This is a genomic window from Bradyrhizobium sp. 27S5, from assembly GCF_037217225.1.
Classification (GTDB): Bacteria; Pseudomonadota; Alphaproteobacteria; order Rhizobiales; family Xanthobacteraceae; genus Bradyrhizobium; species Bradyrhizobium septentrionale.
The window spans coordinates 6,913,130-6,929,500 of the sequence record NZ_CP147714.1; the positions used below are offsets into that span (position 1 = coordinate 6,913,130).

Annotated in this window: 14 protein-coding genes; 9 read left to right on the plus strand and 5 right to left on the minus strand. The window is 65.5% G+C overall.

Annotated features, from left to right (window positions below; all coding sequences use genetic code 11):
- Positions 1-30 precede the first annotated feature (30 nt).
- Positions 31-1,578, minus strand: coding sequence for a 4-hydroxyphenylacetate 3-hydroxylase family protein (locus tag WDM24_RS32650; RefSeq protein WP_338828696.1), 1,548 nt, complete (start codon positions 1,576-1,578; stop codon positions 31-33).
- A gap of 89 nt (positions 1,579-1,667) precedes the next feature.
- Here WDM24_RS32650 and WDM24_RS32655 point away from each other — a divergent pair, with 89 nt between their 5' ends.
- Both WDM24_RS32655 and WDM24_RS32660 read left to right on the plus strand, forming a co-directional pair.
- The gene (locus WDM24_RS32655) at positions 1,668-2,282 is read left to right on the plus strand and encodes a helix-turn-helix domain-containing protein (protein WP_338828697.1); all 615 of its coding nucleotides are present in this window, start codon (positions 1,668-1,670) and stop codon (positions 2,280-2,282) included.
- Between the two features lie 138 nt (positions 2,283-2,420).
- Positions 2,421-3,503: an ISAs1 family transposase gene (locus WDM24_RS32660; RefSeq protein WP_338821920.1), complete on the plus strand. Its 1,083-nt coding sequence runs from the start codon at positions 2,421-2,423 to the stop codon at positions 3,501-3,503.
- 227 nt (positions 3,504-3,730) lie between these two features.
- On the opposite strand, the gene WDM24_RS32665 is transcribed toward WDM24_RS32660, so the two are convergent.
- Positions 3,731-4,525: an SDR family oxidoreductase gene (locus WDM24_RS32665; protein ID WP_338828698.1), complete on the minus strand. Its 795-nt coding sequence runs from the start codon at positions 4,523-4,525 to the stop codon at positions 3,731-3,733.
- Positions 4,526-4,775: 250 nt separating this feature from the next.
- Complete coding sequence (gene trhA, locus WDM24_RS32670; protein WP_338691539.1) at positions 4,776-5,471, minus strand: PAQR family membrane homeostasis protein TrhA; 696 nt, start codon at positions 5,469-5,471, stop codon at positions 4,776-4,778.
- A gap of 177 nt (positions 5,472-5,648) precedes the next feature.
- Here trhA and WDM24_RS32675 point away from each other — a divergent pair, with 177 nt between their 5' ends.
- Both WDM24_RS32675 and WDM24_RS32680 read left to right on the plus strand, forming a co-directional pair.
- Positions 5,649-7,112: a YcjX family protein gene (locus WDM24_RS32675; RefSeq protein ID WP_338828699.1), complete on the plus strand. Its 1,464-nt coding sequence runs from the start codon at positions 5,649-5,651 to the stop codon at positions 7,110-7,112.
- On the plus strand, positions 7,109-8,140 hold the full coding sequence (locus WDM24_RS32680) for a TIGR01620 family protein (protein WP_338828700.1): 1,032 nt from the start codon (positions 7,109-7,111) through the stop codon (positions 8,138-8,140). Before WDM24_RS32675 ends, WDM24_RS32680 begins: the two co-directional genes overlap by 4 nt.
- A gap of 141 nt (positions 8,141-8,281) precedes the next feature.
- Here WDM24_RS32680 and WDM24_RS32685 read toward each other — a convergent pair whose 3' ends face one another.
- Positions 8,282-9,832 carry a glycosyltransferase family 39 protein gene (locus WDM24_RS32685; protein WP_338832488.1) on the minus strand — a complete coding sequence of 517 codons (1,551 nt, stop codon included), beginning with the start codon at positions 9,830-9,832 and terminating at the stop codon, positions 8,282-8,284.
- Between the two features lie 206 nt (positions 9,833-10,038).
- On the opposite strand from WDM24_RS32685, the gene WDM24_RS32690 reads away from it, so the two are divergent.
- The 5 genes from WDM24_RS32690 (at position 10,039) to WDM24_RS32710 (ending at position 14,413) form a co-directional block, all read left to right on the plus strand.
- Positions 10,039-11,793, plus strand: a complete 1,755-nt coding sequence (locus WDM24_RS32690) for an adenylate/guanylate cyclase domain-containing protein (protein ID WP_414645643.1) — start codon at positions 10,039-10,041, stop codon at positions 11,791-11,793.
- 164 nt (positions 11,794-11,957) lie between these two features.
- Positions 11,958-12,185, plus strand: a complete 228-nt coding sequence (locus WDM24_RS32695) for a hypothetical protein (protein WP_029080319.1) — start codon at positions 11,958-11,960, stop codon at positions 12,183-12,185.
- A 220-nt stretch (positions 12,186-12,405) separates the two neighbouring features.
- Positions 12,406-13,605, plus strand: a complete 1,200-nt coding sequence (locus tag WDM24_RS32700) for a molybdopterin-dependent oxidoreductase (RefSeq protein ID WP_338828701.1) — start codon at positions 12,406-12,408, stop codon at positions 13,603-13,605.
- 11 nt (positions 13,606-13,616) lie between these two features.
- Positions 13,617-13,928, plus strand: a complete 312-nt coding sequence (locus tag WDM24_RS32705) for a c-type cytochrome (RefSeq protein WP_175612297.1) — start codon at positions 13,617-13,619, stop codon at positions 13,926-13,928.
- A 284-nt stretch (positions 13,929-14,212) separates the two neighbouring features.
- Complete coding sequence (locus WDM24_RS32710) at positions 14,213-14,413, plus strand: cold-shock protein (protein WP_029080322.1); 201 nt, start codon at positions 14,213-14,215, stop codon at positions 14,411-14,413.
- 200 nt (positions 14,414-14,613) lie between these two features.
- Here WDM24_RS32710 and WDM24_RS32715 read toward each other — a convergent pair whose 3' ends face one another.
- Complete coding sequence (locus tag WDM24_RS32715) at positions 14,614-16,353, minus strand: tetratricopeptide repeat protein (RefSeq protein WP_338828702.1); 1,740 nt, start codon at positions 16,351-16,353, stop codon at positions 14,614-14,616.
- Positions 16,354-16,371: the final 18 nt, after the last annotated feature.

The window sequence follows — 16,371 nt, forward strand, 5'->3', positions numbered from 1 at the left end:
GCGTTGGGGGAGGTTGCCTGACGAGCGTGCTCACCTCACGAGTGCAGGCTCCTGCTCCAGCGCAGGCGCTGATGGCGCCGGCACCTCGCAGCCGGTGGCGCAGCAGCGGCCGGGCTGCTTCGACACCCGCTGTCCCTCGTCGACGAGACCGCGGCCGAGCAGGTTCTCGACCAGCTCGGCCTTCTCCATCACCGGATAGTTGCGCCAGATCTCGCGCTTCATCGCCTCCGGCGAACCGCCGCCATGCAGCGAGATCACCGAGTACCAGCCGGCTTGGTGCGAGACCGTGAGGTCCTCGATCAGCCGCGCCGCCTCGGCGCGCTGCTCGGCCGGGATGTCGGGACGTCCGCCCATGACAGCGGCGAGCGAGGCGCGCGTCTCCGGATTGTGGTCCTCATCGGGCCCCGGCAGCGCGACGATCAGACCGCCAGAGACGTAATGCGCCACGCGGTGCATGTCGTAGATCTTGGTCGCAAGCAAAAGCTTGCCGATGTTCGAGAACACCGCATCCGGCATCACCGAACCGGCGGGGTCCTTCGTGCAGTAGACCGAGGACGCGACGCCGCACGCGTAGAAGCTCTCGGTGATGGTGATGAGCTCGACCATCGCCTCGCGAATGTGCGCATGCTGCTCGGCATCGAGCCCGTTGGCCTCGATCATCAGGGCGCCGGCGCCGATCAGAAGATCGCCGAACCCGGCGCGCGCGCCGATGCAGGAGTGGCGGTGATGGGTGGCGTAGGACGTGGTGAGGAAGCCGCCCTCCTCGGTCTCGCCGGCGAGGAAGACACGATCATGCGGCACGAACACGTCGTCGAAGATCACGACACCGACCGACTGGCCGTATTTCGCCGAGAATTTCGCAGCGGCATCGCCGGGCCGGCCGGCCGGGCGCGCGACGATGGTGACGCCGGGCGCATCGACCGGCACCGCGCAACATACCGCAAAATCCCTGTCGTCGGGCACATGGGTGCGGCACGGCATGACAAGGAATTCGTGCATATAGGGCGCGCCGGTGACGATCGCCTTGGTGCCGCGGATCACGATGCCGTCGGCGCGGCGCTCCTTGATGTGGACATAGACGTCCGGATTGGCCTGCAGGCCCGGCCGCTTGGAGCGGTCGCCCTTGGCATCGGTCATGGCAACGCCGAGCGTCAGGTCCTGGTCCTGCACCTCGTGCAGGTAGTTGAGGAAGCGCTGGCTGTAATCGGTGCCGTGCCGATCGTCGGTCAGCTTCGTCGCCTGATAGAGGCCGTTGAGCGCATCATGGGTGAGATAGCGTTGCGCGCAGCCCGATGTCCTGCACACCAGCCGCACCGCCTCGAGCTTGGTGAGCAGGTCCTGCGAGCTCTCATTGATGTGGAGCATGCGGTTGACCGTCTTGCCCGAGGTGCCCTGCCGCGCCGTCATGATCGGCGCGTGCTCGGCGCGATGCGCGAAATCGTAGGTCACGCCGACACCCGCCACGCCCGGCGCCAGCAACGGCTCGTCGGCGACGCTCGCGACCGCCTCGCCATTGACGAAGACCCGCGGCTTGTAGCGGCGCAGGGATTCCCGGTAGTCCGCAGCCGTCATCAGCATGGCGTTCTCCCTTGCTCATTTATTCTAACACTGTTAAATTATCTAACGGTGTTAGAATTGAGTCAAGACGGATTCGCCTGAACATGCAGATGCGCGAGAGCAGGAAGGAAGCGGTCAGCCGCCACAAGCGGGAGCTGATCCTCGATGCGGCGCGCAGCGTGTTTGTCGAGGAAGGCCTCGAGGGCGCGAGCCTGCGGGCGATCGCGACCCGGGCCGGCTACACCCCGGCGGCGCTGTATTTCCATTTCGATTCCAAGGAAGCGATCTATGCCGAGGTGCTGCGGCAATCGCTGGCCTCGCTCGGCCAGGCCGTCAGCGCCGCGGTCACGACGACGCGCGGCGCCAAACAGAAGTTGCATTCCGCTGGCATGGCTTTCTTCCGTTACTACGCGGAGCATCCACGCGACCTCGATCTCGGCTTCTATCTGTTCCGCGGCGGCATGAAGCCGGCCGGGCTCGGCCACGACCGTGACCACGAGCTGAACGCCGCGCTGGAGGCTGCGCTGCATCCGATTGCGGAAGCCGCCGAGGCGCTCGGCGCGTCCAGGCTAAAGGCGAATACGGTGATGGTGGATTGCTTCGCGCACGCGACCGGCCTGCTGCTGTTGCTGCACACCGGCCGCATCAGAATGTTCGGCGCCTCGGCGCCCGATCTGATGGATACGTATTTGCGCGACAGGATCGCGCAACTCGGCAGGGAGTGAGGCCCGTGAGGATGGCACCGGCGGACGGGTTCCCTCCCCCCTTGTGGGTAGGGGAATCGCATATGGCTCAGGAGGGGTGTTGCCAAGCGGTTGGAACTGGATTCTTTGGGGGTCTCTCGATTGTCGAGGGAGACCCAAATGCGCAAACTCAGGCGCCTGTTTCGACCGCTCAAGGATCCACGCGCCGGCAACACGCGACACGATTTGTTGGAGATCCTCGTCATTGCCTTGGCGGCGACGCTGGCCGGCGCCAAGACCTGCACCGAGTTCGAGTTCTTCGGCAAAGGCCGAGAGCAGCTGTTGCGGAAGTTCCTGGAGCTTGGACACGGTATTCCTAGCCACGACACGTTCAGCAACGTCTTCCGCGTGCTGGACCCGAAGGGTCTGGAAGCGGTTTTGCGTAAGTTCAGCAAGAGCTTCGGCGTCAAGGGCGTGGTCAGCATCGACGGCAAGGCGTTGCGCGGAGCCTTCACGCGTGGCCGGCGGGCTACGCCGCTACATATGGTCAACGTCTGGGCGGCAGGCACGCGCATGGCGTTGGCGCAGAGAAAGGCTCCCAATCGCAACGAGATTGCCGGCGCTCTCGAAGTCCTCGCCCTGCTCGATCTGGATGGTGCTCTTGTCACCGCCGACGCCTTGCATTGCCGGCCCGACACGGCGCAGGCCATCCGCGATCGGAAGGGCCACTATGTATTGGCCATCAAGAGTAATCGCGGCCGGCTCTTCAAAGCCGTCAAGGCGCTGCTCGATACGGCCCGGAAGCCAGCGCGGGCGAGCCAGCGAAGGACATCGGCCCACGGCCGCATCGAGCGCCGGCAGGCCATCGTCGTGCCGGCCCCAGACTTGGCAAAGCAATACAGCTTCCCTGCTATCGCTGTCGTCGGTCGCATCGATAGTTGGCGCGCCAAGGCCGGCAAGACAGCCAAACACACGGCCCGATACTTTCTGGCCTCACGCCGGTTGTCGGCCAAGAAGCTGCTCGAGGCCGTCCGCGCCCACTGGGGTATCGAGAACAACTTGCATTGGGTTCTCGACGTTCTGTTCGACGAAGACGCCTGCCGTAGCCGCAAGGGCCATGCCGCCGAAAATCTTGCCGCCATCCGAAAGCTGGCACTTAACGCTCTACAAGCCACGCCAGGTCCCACGCGCACCAGCCACAAAATGCTCCAGGCCAGATGGAATAACGACTTCCTTCTCTCCGTCCTCGCCCATATGCGATAGCCCTACCCTTGTGGGGGAGGGTTAGGGAGAGGGGTGTCACACGGCACACTCTCTCAATATGAGTCTCAACGATACGCGATCGAAGTTGCCAAAGCGCGACGCACTTCAATCATCTCGCTCGGGGCTTACCCCTCTCCCCAACCCTCCCCCGCAAGGGGGGAGGGAGCCTGACCAGCGTGCTCACCTCACGTCGCAGCGACATGCGCGGCCAGCCTCGGCTACAGATTTCACTTCCCGTGCGTCTCGCGCATCTTGGCCTGGATCTTGGCCATGCCGCCGATCCAGCGGTCGTAGTTCTCGGTCTTCTTGCGCATGTAGCCGAGCACCTGCGGGTGCGGCAGGATCAGGAAGGTCTCCTGCTCGATGCCCTTGATCGCGTCCTGCGCGACCTGCTCCGCGGAGAGATCGCCATCGCCGGATTGCGGGCCCCTCGGGATCGAGCGCAGCATGTTGGTCTCGACGCCCTGCGGACAGAGGATCGAAACCTTGATGTTGTCGGCGCGGTGCGAGATCGCGAGGTTTTCGGCAAAGCCGACCGCGGCGTGCTTGGTGGTCGAATAGGCGGGGCTGCCGACCTGCGACAGCAGGCCCGCGGCAGAGATCGTGTTGAGGAAGTAGCCGCCGCCGCGCGCCTTCATTCGCGGCACCAGATGCCGTGCGGCATAGACATGCGCCATCACATGGATCGCCCAGCTCCGCGACCACGGCTCGTCCGAGGTGCCGCCGGCATTTTTCGACAACGGATCGAAGCCGCCGCCGATACCGGCATTGGAGCAGAACAGCGCGATCGGGCCGAACATTCGCTCGGTCTCGTCGATCACGTGCAGGATGTTCTTCTCCTGCCCGACATCGCATTTGAAGGCGGCGCCGTCGACCGAGGCCGCGACCTTCTCGGCCGCCGCGTGATCGAGGTCGACCACCACGACCTTGGATGCGCCCGCGGCGTGGAACGCCTCGCACAGCGCCTTGCCGATGCCATTGCCACCGCCGGTGACCACCACAACCTTACCCGCCACCTGCATGGCCATCCTCCCGATATCTTTAGCTGGCACGCTATCGCTTTGCCCACCCTATCCCGTGCGTCCCGTCATCCCCGCGCAAAGGCTGCGCCTTTGTCGCTGGAGGAGCGCGGAGCGCGTCTCGAAGGATGCACGGCCCAGCTGGTGGCGTCGACCCTTCGAGACGCGCGTACCGCGCTCTTCAGGGTGACGGGAGAGAGCGGGCAAGCCTATCGGGATCATGATAGCCCATCCGCCGCAGATGGCGAAAGGCTCAGCTCGCCAGCACGACGTCGAACACCGCCGTATAGTGGCAGGCGGCCCCGAGCAGCACGAAACCGTGCCAGATCGCATTCTGGAAGCGCAGCCGCCGCCAGGAGTGGAAGATCACCCCCAGGCTGTAGAGGATGCCGCCGGCCAGCACAAAGCCGAGCGCCATCGCCGGCAGCGCCTTGACGACGCGGTCGTAGAGCATGATGCCACTCCAGCCCATCGCAAGGTAGAGCCCGACTGCGACCCGATCGAAGCGGCCGGGATAGCGCAGCTTGAGCCAGATCCCGACGATCGCCACGCACCACACCCCGACGAGCAGCGCGAGCGCGAAAGTGCTGTCCTTCAGTTCCACGATGAACGGCGTATAGGTCGCAGCGATCAAGAGATAGATCGCGGAGTGATCGAAGCGCCGCAGCACCCATTTGGCGCGCGACACCGGCCAGAGATTATAGGTCGCCGACAACACCAGCATCGCGAGCAGGCCCGCGACATAGACCGACACCACGGCAACGTCGAACGGACCGGCATAGACCGCGGTCAGCACGATCAGCGCGGTGGCGGCAACCAGCCCGAAACAGACGCCGATGATGTGGACGACGCCGTCGGCGATCAGCTCGGCACGGTCGTAGTTCCACAGAGCGGCGCCGGCCGCGTGGATCGAGGTCGAGGCGAATTGCTTCAGGCGGAAGACCGTCATGCAGGCTTTCCTGTGGGCCGACAGATTATGGGTATCGCTGATGTCGCGGCACGTTCAACCCCTCGCCTGCAAAGGCGCCGGAAATGTGAAGCTTGATTTTGCCCTGATAATCGCCACCTTGCGGGTGATCGCCCGCCCCTTTTGGCTCCTCCTGCCGGGTCCTTTCGTTAACCCTCCATGCCCCCCAGGTTTCGAGATATCGTCGAGGAAGCGCGTCTCTCGGCGCGGGCGCTGCTCGACTATGGCGAGGGCTTCTTCAACCCGACGGTACGGCTCGGCGTCACCGGGCTGTCGCGCGCCGGCAAGACCGTGTTCATCACCGCGCTGGTGCACGGCCTGACCCGCGGCGGCCGCTTCCCGGTGTTCGAGCCCTATGCCTCGGGGCGGATCGCGCGCGCCTATCTCGCACCGCAACCTGACGATGCGGTGCCGCGCTTTGCCTATGAGAGCCATGTCCGCACTTTGGTCGAGGAGCTCAAATGGCCGAGCTCGACCACCGACATCTCCGAGCTTCGGCTGGTGATCGAGTATCAGCGGCAAAATGGCGCGGACCGCACGCTGACCCTCGACATCGTCGACTATCCCGGCGAGTGGCTGCTCGACCTGCCGCTGCTGGCCAAGAGCTACGAGCAATGGTCGGCGGAAAGCCTTGCGCTGTCGCGCGAGCCGCTGCGCGCAAAACTCGCGGCGCCCTGGCACGCGCATCTGGCAACGCTGAAGCCGGAGGGCAAAGCGGACGAGCAGGCGGCGCTCGCCGAGGCAAGATTGTTCACCGACTATCTGCGCGCCTGCCGCGACGAGCGCTTTGCGATGAGCCTGTTGCCGCCCGGCCGCTTCCTGATGCCGGGCAATCTCGCCAATACGCCGGCGCTGACCTTTGCGCCGCTCGACGTGCCCGTCGACGGCAGCGCGCCCGACGGTTCGCTGTGGGCGATGATGCGGCGACGCTTCGAGGCCTACAAGGACGTCGTGGTGCGGCCGTTCTTCCGCGATCATTTCGCGCGGCTCGATCGCCAGATCGTGCTCGCCGATGCGCTGGCCGCATTCAACGCCGGTCCCGAGGCACTGCACGACCTCGAGGCCGCGCTCGCCGGCATCCTCGACTGCTTCCGGATCGGCCGCAGCACGATGCTGAGCGCGCTGTTCCGGCCGCGCATCGACCGCATCCTGTTCGCGGCGACCAAGGCCGATCATCTGCATCACCAGAGCCACGACCGGCTGGAGGCCGTGCTGCGGCGGATCGTGGCCAAGGCCGCCGAGCGCGCCGAATATGCCGGTGCTGCGATCGACGTGGTGGCGCTTGCCGCGGTGCGCGCCACCCGCGAGGCGCAGGTCACCCGCGGCCGCGACAGGCTGCCGTCGATCCTCGGCACCCCGGCGCCGGGCGAGGTCGCCAATGGCGAGCGGCTTGACGGCGAGACCGAGGTCGCGACCTTTCCGGGCGACCTGCCCGACAATCCGGAGGAGCTGTTCAACGGCGGATTCCGCGGCCTCTCCAGCGCCGGCGCCGAGGCGGCCGACTACCGCTTCCTGCGCTTCCGCCCGCCCAAGCTGGAACGAAACGGCGATGCGGAGCCGGCGCTGCCTCACATCCGCCTTGACCGCGCCCTCCAGTTCCTGATCGGAGACAAACTGCAATGAACGAGAAGACGCCCCCGCGGCGGCCGGCGACGTTCAAGCTCGACGATCCCGGCGTGGTCGTGATGGATCCGGACGACAGCGGCCGCCTCAGCCGCGGCACGATCCAGATCGTACCTGAGGCCGAGCCCGCGCAGCTCCCGGTGCCAACAGATACGCCGCTGCTGCCGGAACGCCGCGGCTTTCGCTGGGGCACGCTGTTCTGGAGCGCGGTCGCGGGCCTCGTGGTGCTCGGCACCGGGCTTGGCGTCATCAATTTGGTCGAGGATCTGTTTGCGCGCAACGAGGGCCTCGGCTTCCTCGGACTGGGGCTTGCCGTCATCGCCGCAGTGGCGCTGGCGGTCGTTACAATGCGCGAGCTCATCGGTCTCGCGCGGCTTGCGACCATCGAGAAGCTGCATCTGCGCGCCGCCGAGGTGCTGGTCAGCGACGACCGCGCCGCGAGCCGGGCTGTTGTCGCCGACCTGCTCAAGCTCGCGCACCGGACCCCGCAGCTCGCCCGCGCCCGCAGCGCGGTGCAGAGCCACACCGACGACATCATCGACGGCGCCGACATGATCCGCCTCGCCGAACGCGAGCTGATGACGCCGCTCGACGAGGAGGCGCGGCGGCTGGTCTCGACCGCCGCGCAGCGCGTCTCCGTGGTCACCGCGGTCAGCCCGCGCGCGATGATCGACGTGCTGTTCGTGTTCGTGGCGTCATTGCGGATGATCCACCAGCTGGCGCGGCTCTATGGCGGCCGGCCCGGCGCGCTCGGCATGATCCGCCTGCTGCGCCACGTCATCGCTCATCTGGCGATCACCGGCGGCATGGCCGCAAGCGACAGCCTGATCCAGCAGATGCTCGGCCACGGCATCGCGGCAAAGCTCTCGCAGCGGCTCGGCGAAGGCATGCTCAACGGCCTGTTGACCGCACGGCTCGGCCTCGCCGCGATCGACGTGACCCGCCCGCTCCCCTTCAACGCCCTGCCGCGCCCCGCGCTGACCGATCTGGCGAAAGACCTGATCCGCAAGCGCGAGGAAGAGGAATAGCTCCTCGCCTTTTCAACGCAGCACGATGCCAGTTGTTGCGCCCTCTCCCCTTGTGGGAGAGGGCAGCTCAGATACTCGTCACACACTCGCTTGGGTGAGGGGTATCCATCCACGCGCACCGCTCCCGCGGAGAGAGACCCCTCATCCGGCAGCCTTCGGCTGCCACCTTCTCCCACAAGGGGAGAAGGTGATCTCGCAAGGCTCCAGACGCATCGCCAGCACGCGCCAGCGGTAGAATGTGGTGTCCGGCGGCGGCGACAGATCGGGCGTCCAGCCGTTGATCTTCTCCAGCGCATAGGTGTCCATCACCATGCCGCGCCAGCTCCGCGTCACGCGCTCCAGCGGCTGACGCACTGCTGATGTCTCGCTCCACAGCGGCAGATTGTTCTCTGGCTCGCGCCCGACATAGATGCCGACATGGTCGCGGATCACGCTCATGCCGGGATCGGCAAAGCCCTGGAAGCGGCCGCGCTCGTTGACCTCGATGACCGGCACCCGCCCGCGCAGCAACCAGCGCAGCATCGCATAGGTGCGGTAATCCGTGGTCGCGACCCAGGTCGCGCCGGTCGCCTGCACCTGCGCCAGGGTGCGCGCGGCCACCAGATCGTAGCCCGCCTCGGTGCCGATCGGATCGGTGCGGCCGATCAGATTCCACGGCGCGAACATGTAATAGAAGAAGACGCAGACGACGAACACGATGCCGGTGGTGACAGCGGTTCGGGCCCAATAGACCGTCGATTTGACCAGTCCGACCGACCAGCCCTCGAACGGCATCCTTGTGACATTGATGGCAACCGCCGCAAAGCCGGCCGGCCATAGGAACATCGGCCAGGTGTCGCCGACCCGCAAGGTCAAGGACTTCCAAAGAAAGTAGCCAAACGGCACCAGCACCGCCGTCGCCAGCAGGATCGCGACCGGCTCGCGCCTGATATAGCCGCGCCATGCCGTCAGCGCCGTTCCGAACAGCGTCACCGGCAGCAGCACAAAGCCGACCAGCCCGAACTGCATGCCGATGAACTCGCCGAGGGTGCGGAGCGTCAAGTCGCGCTCGGCGGTGGCGCGCACCGCCTGGAAGCGGAACGAGGCCCAATCGTGCTCGGCATTCCAGATCAAGACTGGCGAGAACACGACGATCGCGATCAGCGCGGCGAGGTAAGGATACGGGCTGCGCAGCCAGCGCCAACGCCAATCCGGCACGAGCGCGAAGGCGAGCACCGCCGGCGCGAACATGATCGCGGTGAATTTCGACAACAGCGCCAGCCCGGCAAACAGCCCCGCGGCGAGCCACCAGCGCCCGTCATTGCTTTGCGCAAGCCGCACCAGCGACCACAGCATCGCCACCGAAAACGGGATCAGCGCGGTATCGGGTGCCACCTTGGCCATCAAGAGCCCGTAATAGAGCGCCGCCTCCGGCAGCAGCAGCGCCAGCATCACGGCGCGGACATTGTTGGATGTCACGCGGCGGACGATGTCGGCGAGCAACAGCTGGGTCGCCAGCATCGCAACGATGCCACCGAGGCGGACGCCGAGATTGGTGTCGCCGAGGATCACGGTGCCGAAGCGGATGAACCAGGCCACCATCGGCGGATGGTCGAGGAAGGACAGCACGTTTTCCTTCGACCAGGTCCAGTAATAGGCCTCGTCGGTGCGCAGATCGAGCGCATGGGCATAGACCAGCCGCATTGCGGTCATGGCGACAACTACGGCGATGACGCCGCGCCAATCCGGCGCGCGCGACCGGGCCGGCTTAACGCTGTTGTTATCGGCGGGAGCTATCGTCACGGCGCTTTTTGTTCGACTCTTAACGGAGTGTCAACGTGCTGCAGTGCCCGCTGTCACGGCCCGTCCGGACCCGCGGTGGTGTTCAGCGTGGGAATTAAGCACTAGACTTGCCGATCATGAATCACATGGCCTCCCCCTCGCGCGAGCACCTGCAGGATCTACAGGATTTGGCCCGCGGCGTCGGCCTGCGGCAGATCCGCCTGGTCACGGGGGCGATCATGTTCGCCTACCTGATCAGCCATTTCCTCAACCACGCGCTCGGCAATATCTCGACGGAGGCGCTCGCGATCGGGGTGTACTACCACACCGAATTCTGGCAATTCCTGCCTGTCGCGATCACCTTCTACAGTGCTTGCCTGGTGCACACCGCGCTCGGCATCTGGGCGCTGTATCAGCGCCGCGAGTTCCACTGGAAGACGATCGAGCCGCTGCAGCTCACGCTCGGCCTCAGCGTCCCGATGCTGATCGTTGCGCACGTTGTAGGCGTGCGGCTCGGCCAGACCCTGTACGGACAGGAGAAGCTCTACCCGCAGGAGCTCTACACATTCTTCATCTCGTCACCGAACCGGCTGTGGCTGATGCTGGCGGTGCTGGTGATCGCCTGGGTGCATGGCTGCATCGGCCTGTACTTCTGGCTGCGGCTGCGTCCATTCTTTACGCGCGCCGCACCATACCTGCTCGCTGCCGCGGTGCTGATCCCGACCCTGGCGATGCTCGGCATCTATCAGGGCGGCCGCGCCACGATGGAAGACTATCAAGATCCCGACTGGCGGCGCGAGGAATTGTCGGTGCAGAAGCTCGGGACGGCCGCGCAGGCGACCACGCTCGAGAAGATCACGGACCGCCTGACGATCGGCTATCTCGGCCTGCTCGGCCTCGTGCTGCTGGCGCGCGGCGCGCGTGCCCTGCTGGAGCGCCGCGGCGGCATGATCGCGCTGTCCTACGGCAACGGCCGCACGCTGCGGGTGCCGAAGGGGTTGAGCGTGCTGGAAGCGAGCCTGCGCTACAACGTGCCGCATGCCAGCGTCTGCGGCGGCCGCGCGCGCTGCTCGACCTGCCGCATCCGTATCATCGGCGATCACGCCGCCCTGCCCGAGCCCTCGCCGCGCGAAGCCTTCGTGCTGCACCGGGTCGGCACTGACGATCCGTCGATCCGGCTGGCCTGCCAGTTGCGGCCGACCTCCGACCTGAACTTCTTCCAGCTGTTCCTGCCGCACACGATGTCGGCGAATGCGCACGCCACCAATCCGACGCGGGTCGGCCAGGAACGTTACCTCGTCAGCATGTTCGTCGACATGCGCGGCTCGACGCAGCTTGCCGAGAAGCGGTTGCCGTTCGACACCGTGTTCATCGTCAACCGCTTCCTCGGCGCGGTGTCGCAGGCGGTGCTGGAAGCCGGCGGGCGGCCGAACCAGTTCATCGGCGACGGCATGCTGGCGCTGTTCGGGCTTACCACCGAGCGGCAGGTGGCCTGCCGCCAGGCCTTGCGCGCGGCAGCGCTGATCGCGGCCAATATCGACGAGCTGAACCAGTTCCTCAGCCACGATCTGCGCGAGCCGATCCGCTTCGGCATCGGCATCCATGGCGGCGAGGTGATCGTCGGCGATATCGGCTATCGCGACCACATGGTGTTCACCGCGCTCGGCGATGCCGTCAACGTTGCGGCAAGGCTGCAGGACATGACCAAGGCGCTGGCCTGCGAGGCGGTGATCTCGGACGAGGTGCGCGTCACCGCAGGCCTCGCCGACGATGCCCTGCCGGCCCAGGAGGTCGCGATCCGCGGCCGCAACGAGCCGATGACCGTGCGCACCGTCGAAGCGACGCGCATCCTCGCCGCGCTGGTCGACGACCATCGCGCCGTCGCGGCCTGACCGGGTTCATCTCCACCCCACTCCGAGTGTGACCTTCCGCACATCCAAGCGCGCGTCCAGCAGAGATGCTCGAACGTGCCCGATGCCGGATGCGACTGACTGGCGATGGGTAACACTGCAACCGCGCCGCGACAGAGTTCAACGCGCATCTGAAGGAGACGACCATGCTTCGCAAAGTCACGCTTGCTCTCGCTACTGCCGCAACCCTCGGTGCCGCCGCGCTGGCGCCGACCTCGGCCTCCGCCAAGCCGTTCTTCTGGCATCCGCATCACCATCACTTCTGGGGTGGCCCGGGCATCGCCGTCGGCTTCGTCGACTCCGGCTGCTACGCCACCCGCCTGGTGCTGACGCCCTACGGCTATCGCTATCGCACCGTGAACGTCTGCTACTGATCGAACCCTCCGGTTGGATCGAAATGCCCCGGTCGCCAATGCGACCGGGGCTTTTCGTTGTTGCGACGCAACGCTGTCGGACGCTGCGAAAGCTCAATTGACTTGCCCTTGTCAGGTGCGACATTTGCGGCCGCGCGCATTCCATGATGCGAACGCGCACAAGGCAAGGGTGAGCCTGGTGATGACCGGCTCACCACAGAACAGCTTCGGAGGAAGCGGAATGCTCGATCGACGAGACTTGATGAAGCGCGCCGGGTTGGCCGCGTTGGTGACGGGGCTGGGATCAAGGGGCGCATTCGCCCTCGACACCGTGACGCTGCCGTTCGGCAATGGCGAACGGCCGCTGGTGCGCTACCCGCAGAAGCGCCCGATGATCGGCCTGACCAGCCGGCCGCCGCAGCTGGAAACGCCATTTGCGATCTTCAACGACGGCCCGCTCACGCCGAACAACGCATTCTTCGTCCGCTATCACCTCGCCGACCTCCCCTACAATCTCGATCCGGACAAGTTCACGCTGGAGATCAAGGGCAAGGTCGACAAGCCGCTCAAACTGTCGCTGACGGAGATCAGGAAGCTGAAGGCGACCGAGCTCGTCGCCGTCAACCAGTGCTCCGGCAACAGCCGCGGCTTCTTCAATCCGCGGGTCGCCGGCGGCCAGCTCGGCAATGGCGCGATGGGCTGCGCGCGCTGGCACGGCGTGCCGCTGAAGACCGTGCTCGACATGGCCGGCGTGCAGGCCGGCGCCAAACAGGTCACCTTCAACGGCATGGACGGTCCGGTCAGCGACAAGACCCCGGATTTCGTCAAGGCGCTCGACGTCGACCACGCGCGCGACGGCGAGGTGATGCTGGCCTGGGGCATGAACGGCGAGGACCTGCCGTTCCTCAACGGCTTCCCGCTCCGCCTCGTGGTGCCCGGCTATTACGGCACCTATTGGGTAAAGCACCTCAACGAGATCAACGTCATCGACAGCGTGTTCGAGGGCTTCTGGATGAAGTCCGCCTACCGGATTCCGGATACGCCGAACAACGCGGTCGAGCCCGGCACCGCACCGAAGGCGACGATCCCGATCAACCGCTTCACCGTGCGCTCGTTCATCACCAGCGTCGCCGACGGCGCCAGGATCAAGGCAGGCCGAACCATGCTGCGCGGCATCGCCTTCGACGGCGGCAAGGGCATCAAGGAGGTCGCAGTCTCGACCGACGGCGGCAAGAGCTGGATGCCGGCCAGGCTCGGCAAGGATCTCGGCAAATACGCATTCCGTGAATGGAAGCTGCCGGTAAAACTCGCGGCCGGCCCCTCAGACCTGAAGGTGCGTGCCACCAACAATGCGGGCGACACCCAGCCGATGGATCCGTTGTGGAATCCGGCCGGCTATCTGCGCAACGTCGTCGAAACCGTGCGCGTCACCGCAGCGTGAGGAGAAGCATCATGACCAGCAAGCTGCTTGCCTCACTCGCCGCGATCGCTGCGCTGTCGATCGGCGCCGCGATCGCCGCGCCCGTGAACTACAAGGTTCCCGAGGAGACCGCGGCATTCAAGCCGGGTCCCAACCTGGAGGTCGCGCAGAACAACTGCACCGCCTGCCACTCGGCCGACTACATCAAGACCCAGCCGCAGGGCGAGAAGTTCAAGAAGGACTTCTGGCAGGCCGAGGTGACCAAGATGATCAAGGTCTATGGCGCGCCGATCGACGATGCCGACGTCGGCAAGATCGTCGAATACCTCACCGCGACCTATTGAGATGCGGTCGATTTGAACCCTCGCGCGCCGGCGGAAGACCTACGCGCGGGGCCATTGATCCAATATGGGTCGGTGGAACCGACACTTTTTTGCAGCGCAAAAATTGACCACGAAACAGGCAAACCGGCATCAAATCCCTGAAAAGCGAGTTGTTTCCGGTCAAAAACACACCGTCGTTTGATCTACCCAGCTTTTTCCAAACTGCTATCCTGTAGTTACGGACAAGCCGGTTTGTGCGGGGACCGGCTGGTCTGTTTTCGATTGATTCCGCGGAGACGACTGGAATGCCCAAAGGTACAGTGAAGTGGTTTAACCCGACTAAGGGTTACGGATTCATCCAGCCCGCAACGGGCGGCAAAGACATTTTCGTGCATATTTCGGCGGTTCAGAAGGCTGGTCTTCAGAGCCTCAACGAAGGCCAGACAGTTGAATACGAAGAGATTGCAAATCGCGGCAAGACGTCAGCCGAGAATTTGAAGGTCTAGCGCAACAGCGCCAGATCCGGCGGCGCACTCTCGGACGTCATCCGGGAGTGGGGGCCGATCCACACACCAGACCACGTGACGTTCGGCGGAGCGGGCACGGTGCCCGCGCGCCACGGCGGTGAGCTTTTTCGGACGCCATCGATCGCGTGCCGACACTTATTCTTTACTCCAGGAAAGCGCGCCGCGGCGGGGTTGCCGCCTTACAGACACGTGCCGCCCTGACCGGTGCCGCATGGCACCTTCTTCGACAATTCCTGGATCTTGCGTTTGGACTCGGCCTGCGCGAGCACGTCGAACACGCTCGACGGCGCGAGCTGGGTGGCTTTGCGGAAATCCTCGGTCGCCTTGTCGGTGTGGTTGAGCGCCTCATGCGCCTTGGCGCGCGCGAAGACACCCTCCACGGTCTCCTTCTGCGCAATCGCCCGATCGAGATCCTCGACCGCCTTGTCGTAGTTGCGCAGCGTCGACCAGGTGATGCCACGCAACGTCAGCGCCGCCTGATCATTGGGCCGTGAGCTGAGGACCAGATTGAGATCCTTCATCGCGTCATCCGGCTTCTTCGCCCCGAGATAGGCCCGCGCGCGCAGCACATGCGCGAAGGGATCGTTGGGCGCCCGTGCGACGATCTGGTCGAACGCGGCGATGGCGCGGTCGTACTGCGCTGAGGTCAGCATCGCGAGCCCGCGGCCGAGTTGCGCCGTGGGATTGTTGGGGACTCGCTCCAGCACGGCGTTGATGTCGACCAGCCCCTCGTCTGTGCGGCCCTTGAGCATCAGCGCAAGGCCGCGCCACGATTTGGCGATCAGATTGGTCGGCACCAGGGCCAGCGCCTGATCGAAATCCAATAGCGCCTTGTCGAGCTGATTGAGGTTGAAATAGGCGAGCCCGCGTTCGGTGAAGGCCAGCGTCTCCTTGGTGTTGAGCGAGATCGAATGATCGTAATCGGCGAGCGCGTCCTTCACCTTGCCGGTGTTGGCCTTGACAAGGCCGCGGGCGAGATAGGCCAGCGAGTTGTTCTGATCGAGCGTGATGGCGCGGGTGGCGTCGGTCGTGGCATCGTCGAACTGCCGCAAGCTCGCGGCGTTGAGCGCGCGGAAGGCAAGCAGCTGGGGATCGTCCGGCTTGAGCTTGAGCAGGTCGTTGAGATCGTTGCGCGCTTCCGCCAACCGGTTGAGCCGTGAATAGGCCTGCGTGCGCAGCCGCAGCGCCGCCTCGTTGCGCGCGTCGCCGCTCAGCACCTGGCTGAGATTGTTGATCGCGCCCGCGAAATTGCCCTGTGCGATAAACTGCTTGGCCTGCTCGATCTGCTGGTTGCTGGAAGCCGGCACCGCGGCGGACGGTTGCGCCGCCGGCGCGGCGGGAGCCGGCGTGGTCGGTGATGGCGCGGCTGCGCCCGATTTGGCGAGCTCGGCCTGCATCGCGACCGCCTGCTGGCGCTGCTCCTGGATCTCCTTGTTGCCGGGAAGCACCGCCAGCAGCCTGTCGAAGTCGGCAATGGCGCGGGCATAGTCGCCCTTGGCGCTGTAGAGCTGGGCGCGGGCGAAATAGGCGTTGCGCTCGGTCTGCGGCGCCTGCGCGATCGCACGCGAAAAATCCTCGATCGCGCGATCGATGTCGCCCTTGCGGCGATAGGCCTGGCCGCGCCAGTAGAACGCGTTCGGCGTGCTTGCGTTGACGGCAATCGCGGTGTTGGCGTCGGCCAGCGCCGCGTCGGGCTGTCCGGATTCGACATAGGCCCGCGCGCGCCCGACATGGGCTGCGGGGAGATCCTGCCGCAGCGTGATGGCCTGGTCATAGTCCGAGATCGCGTCAGTCCAGGCGCGCTGGTCGGCGCGCAGATTGCCGCGCGCGAGATAGCCGAACGGGCTCTTCGGCTCGAGCTCGATCGCGCGATCGAAATCGGCGCGGGCCTGATCCAGGCTGCCCTTGCGCTGCTGCACATAGCCCGATATCGCCTA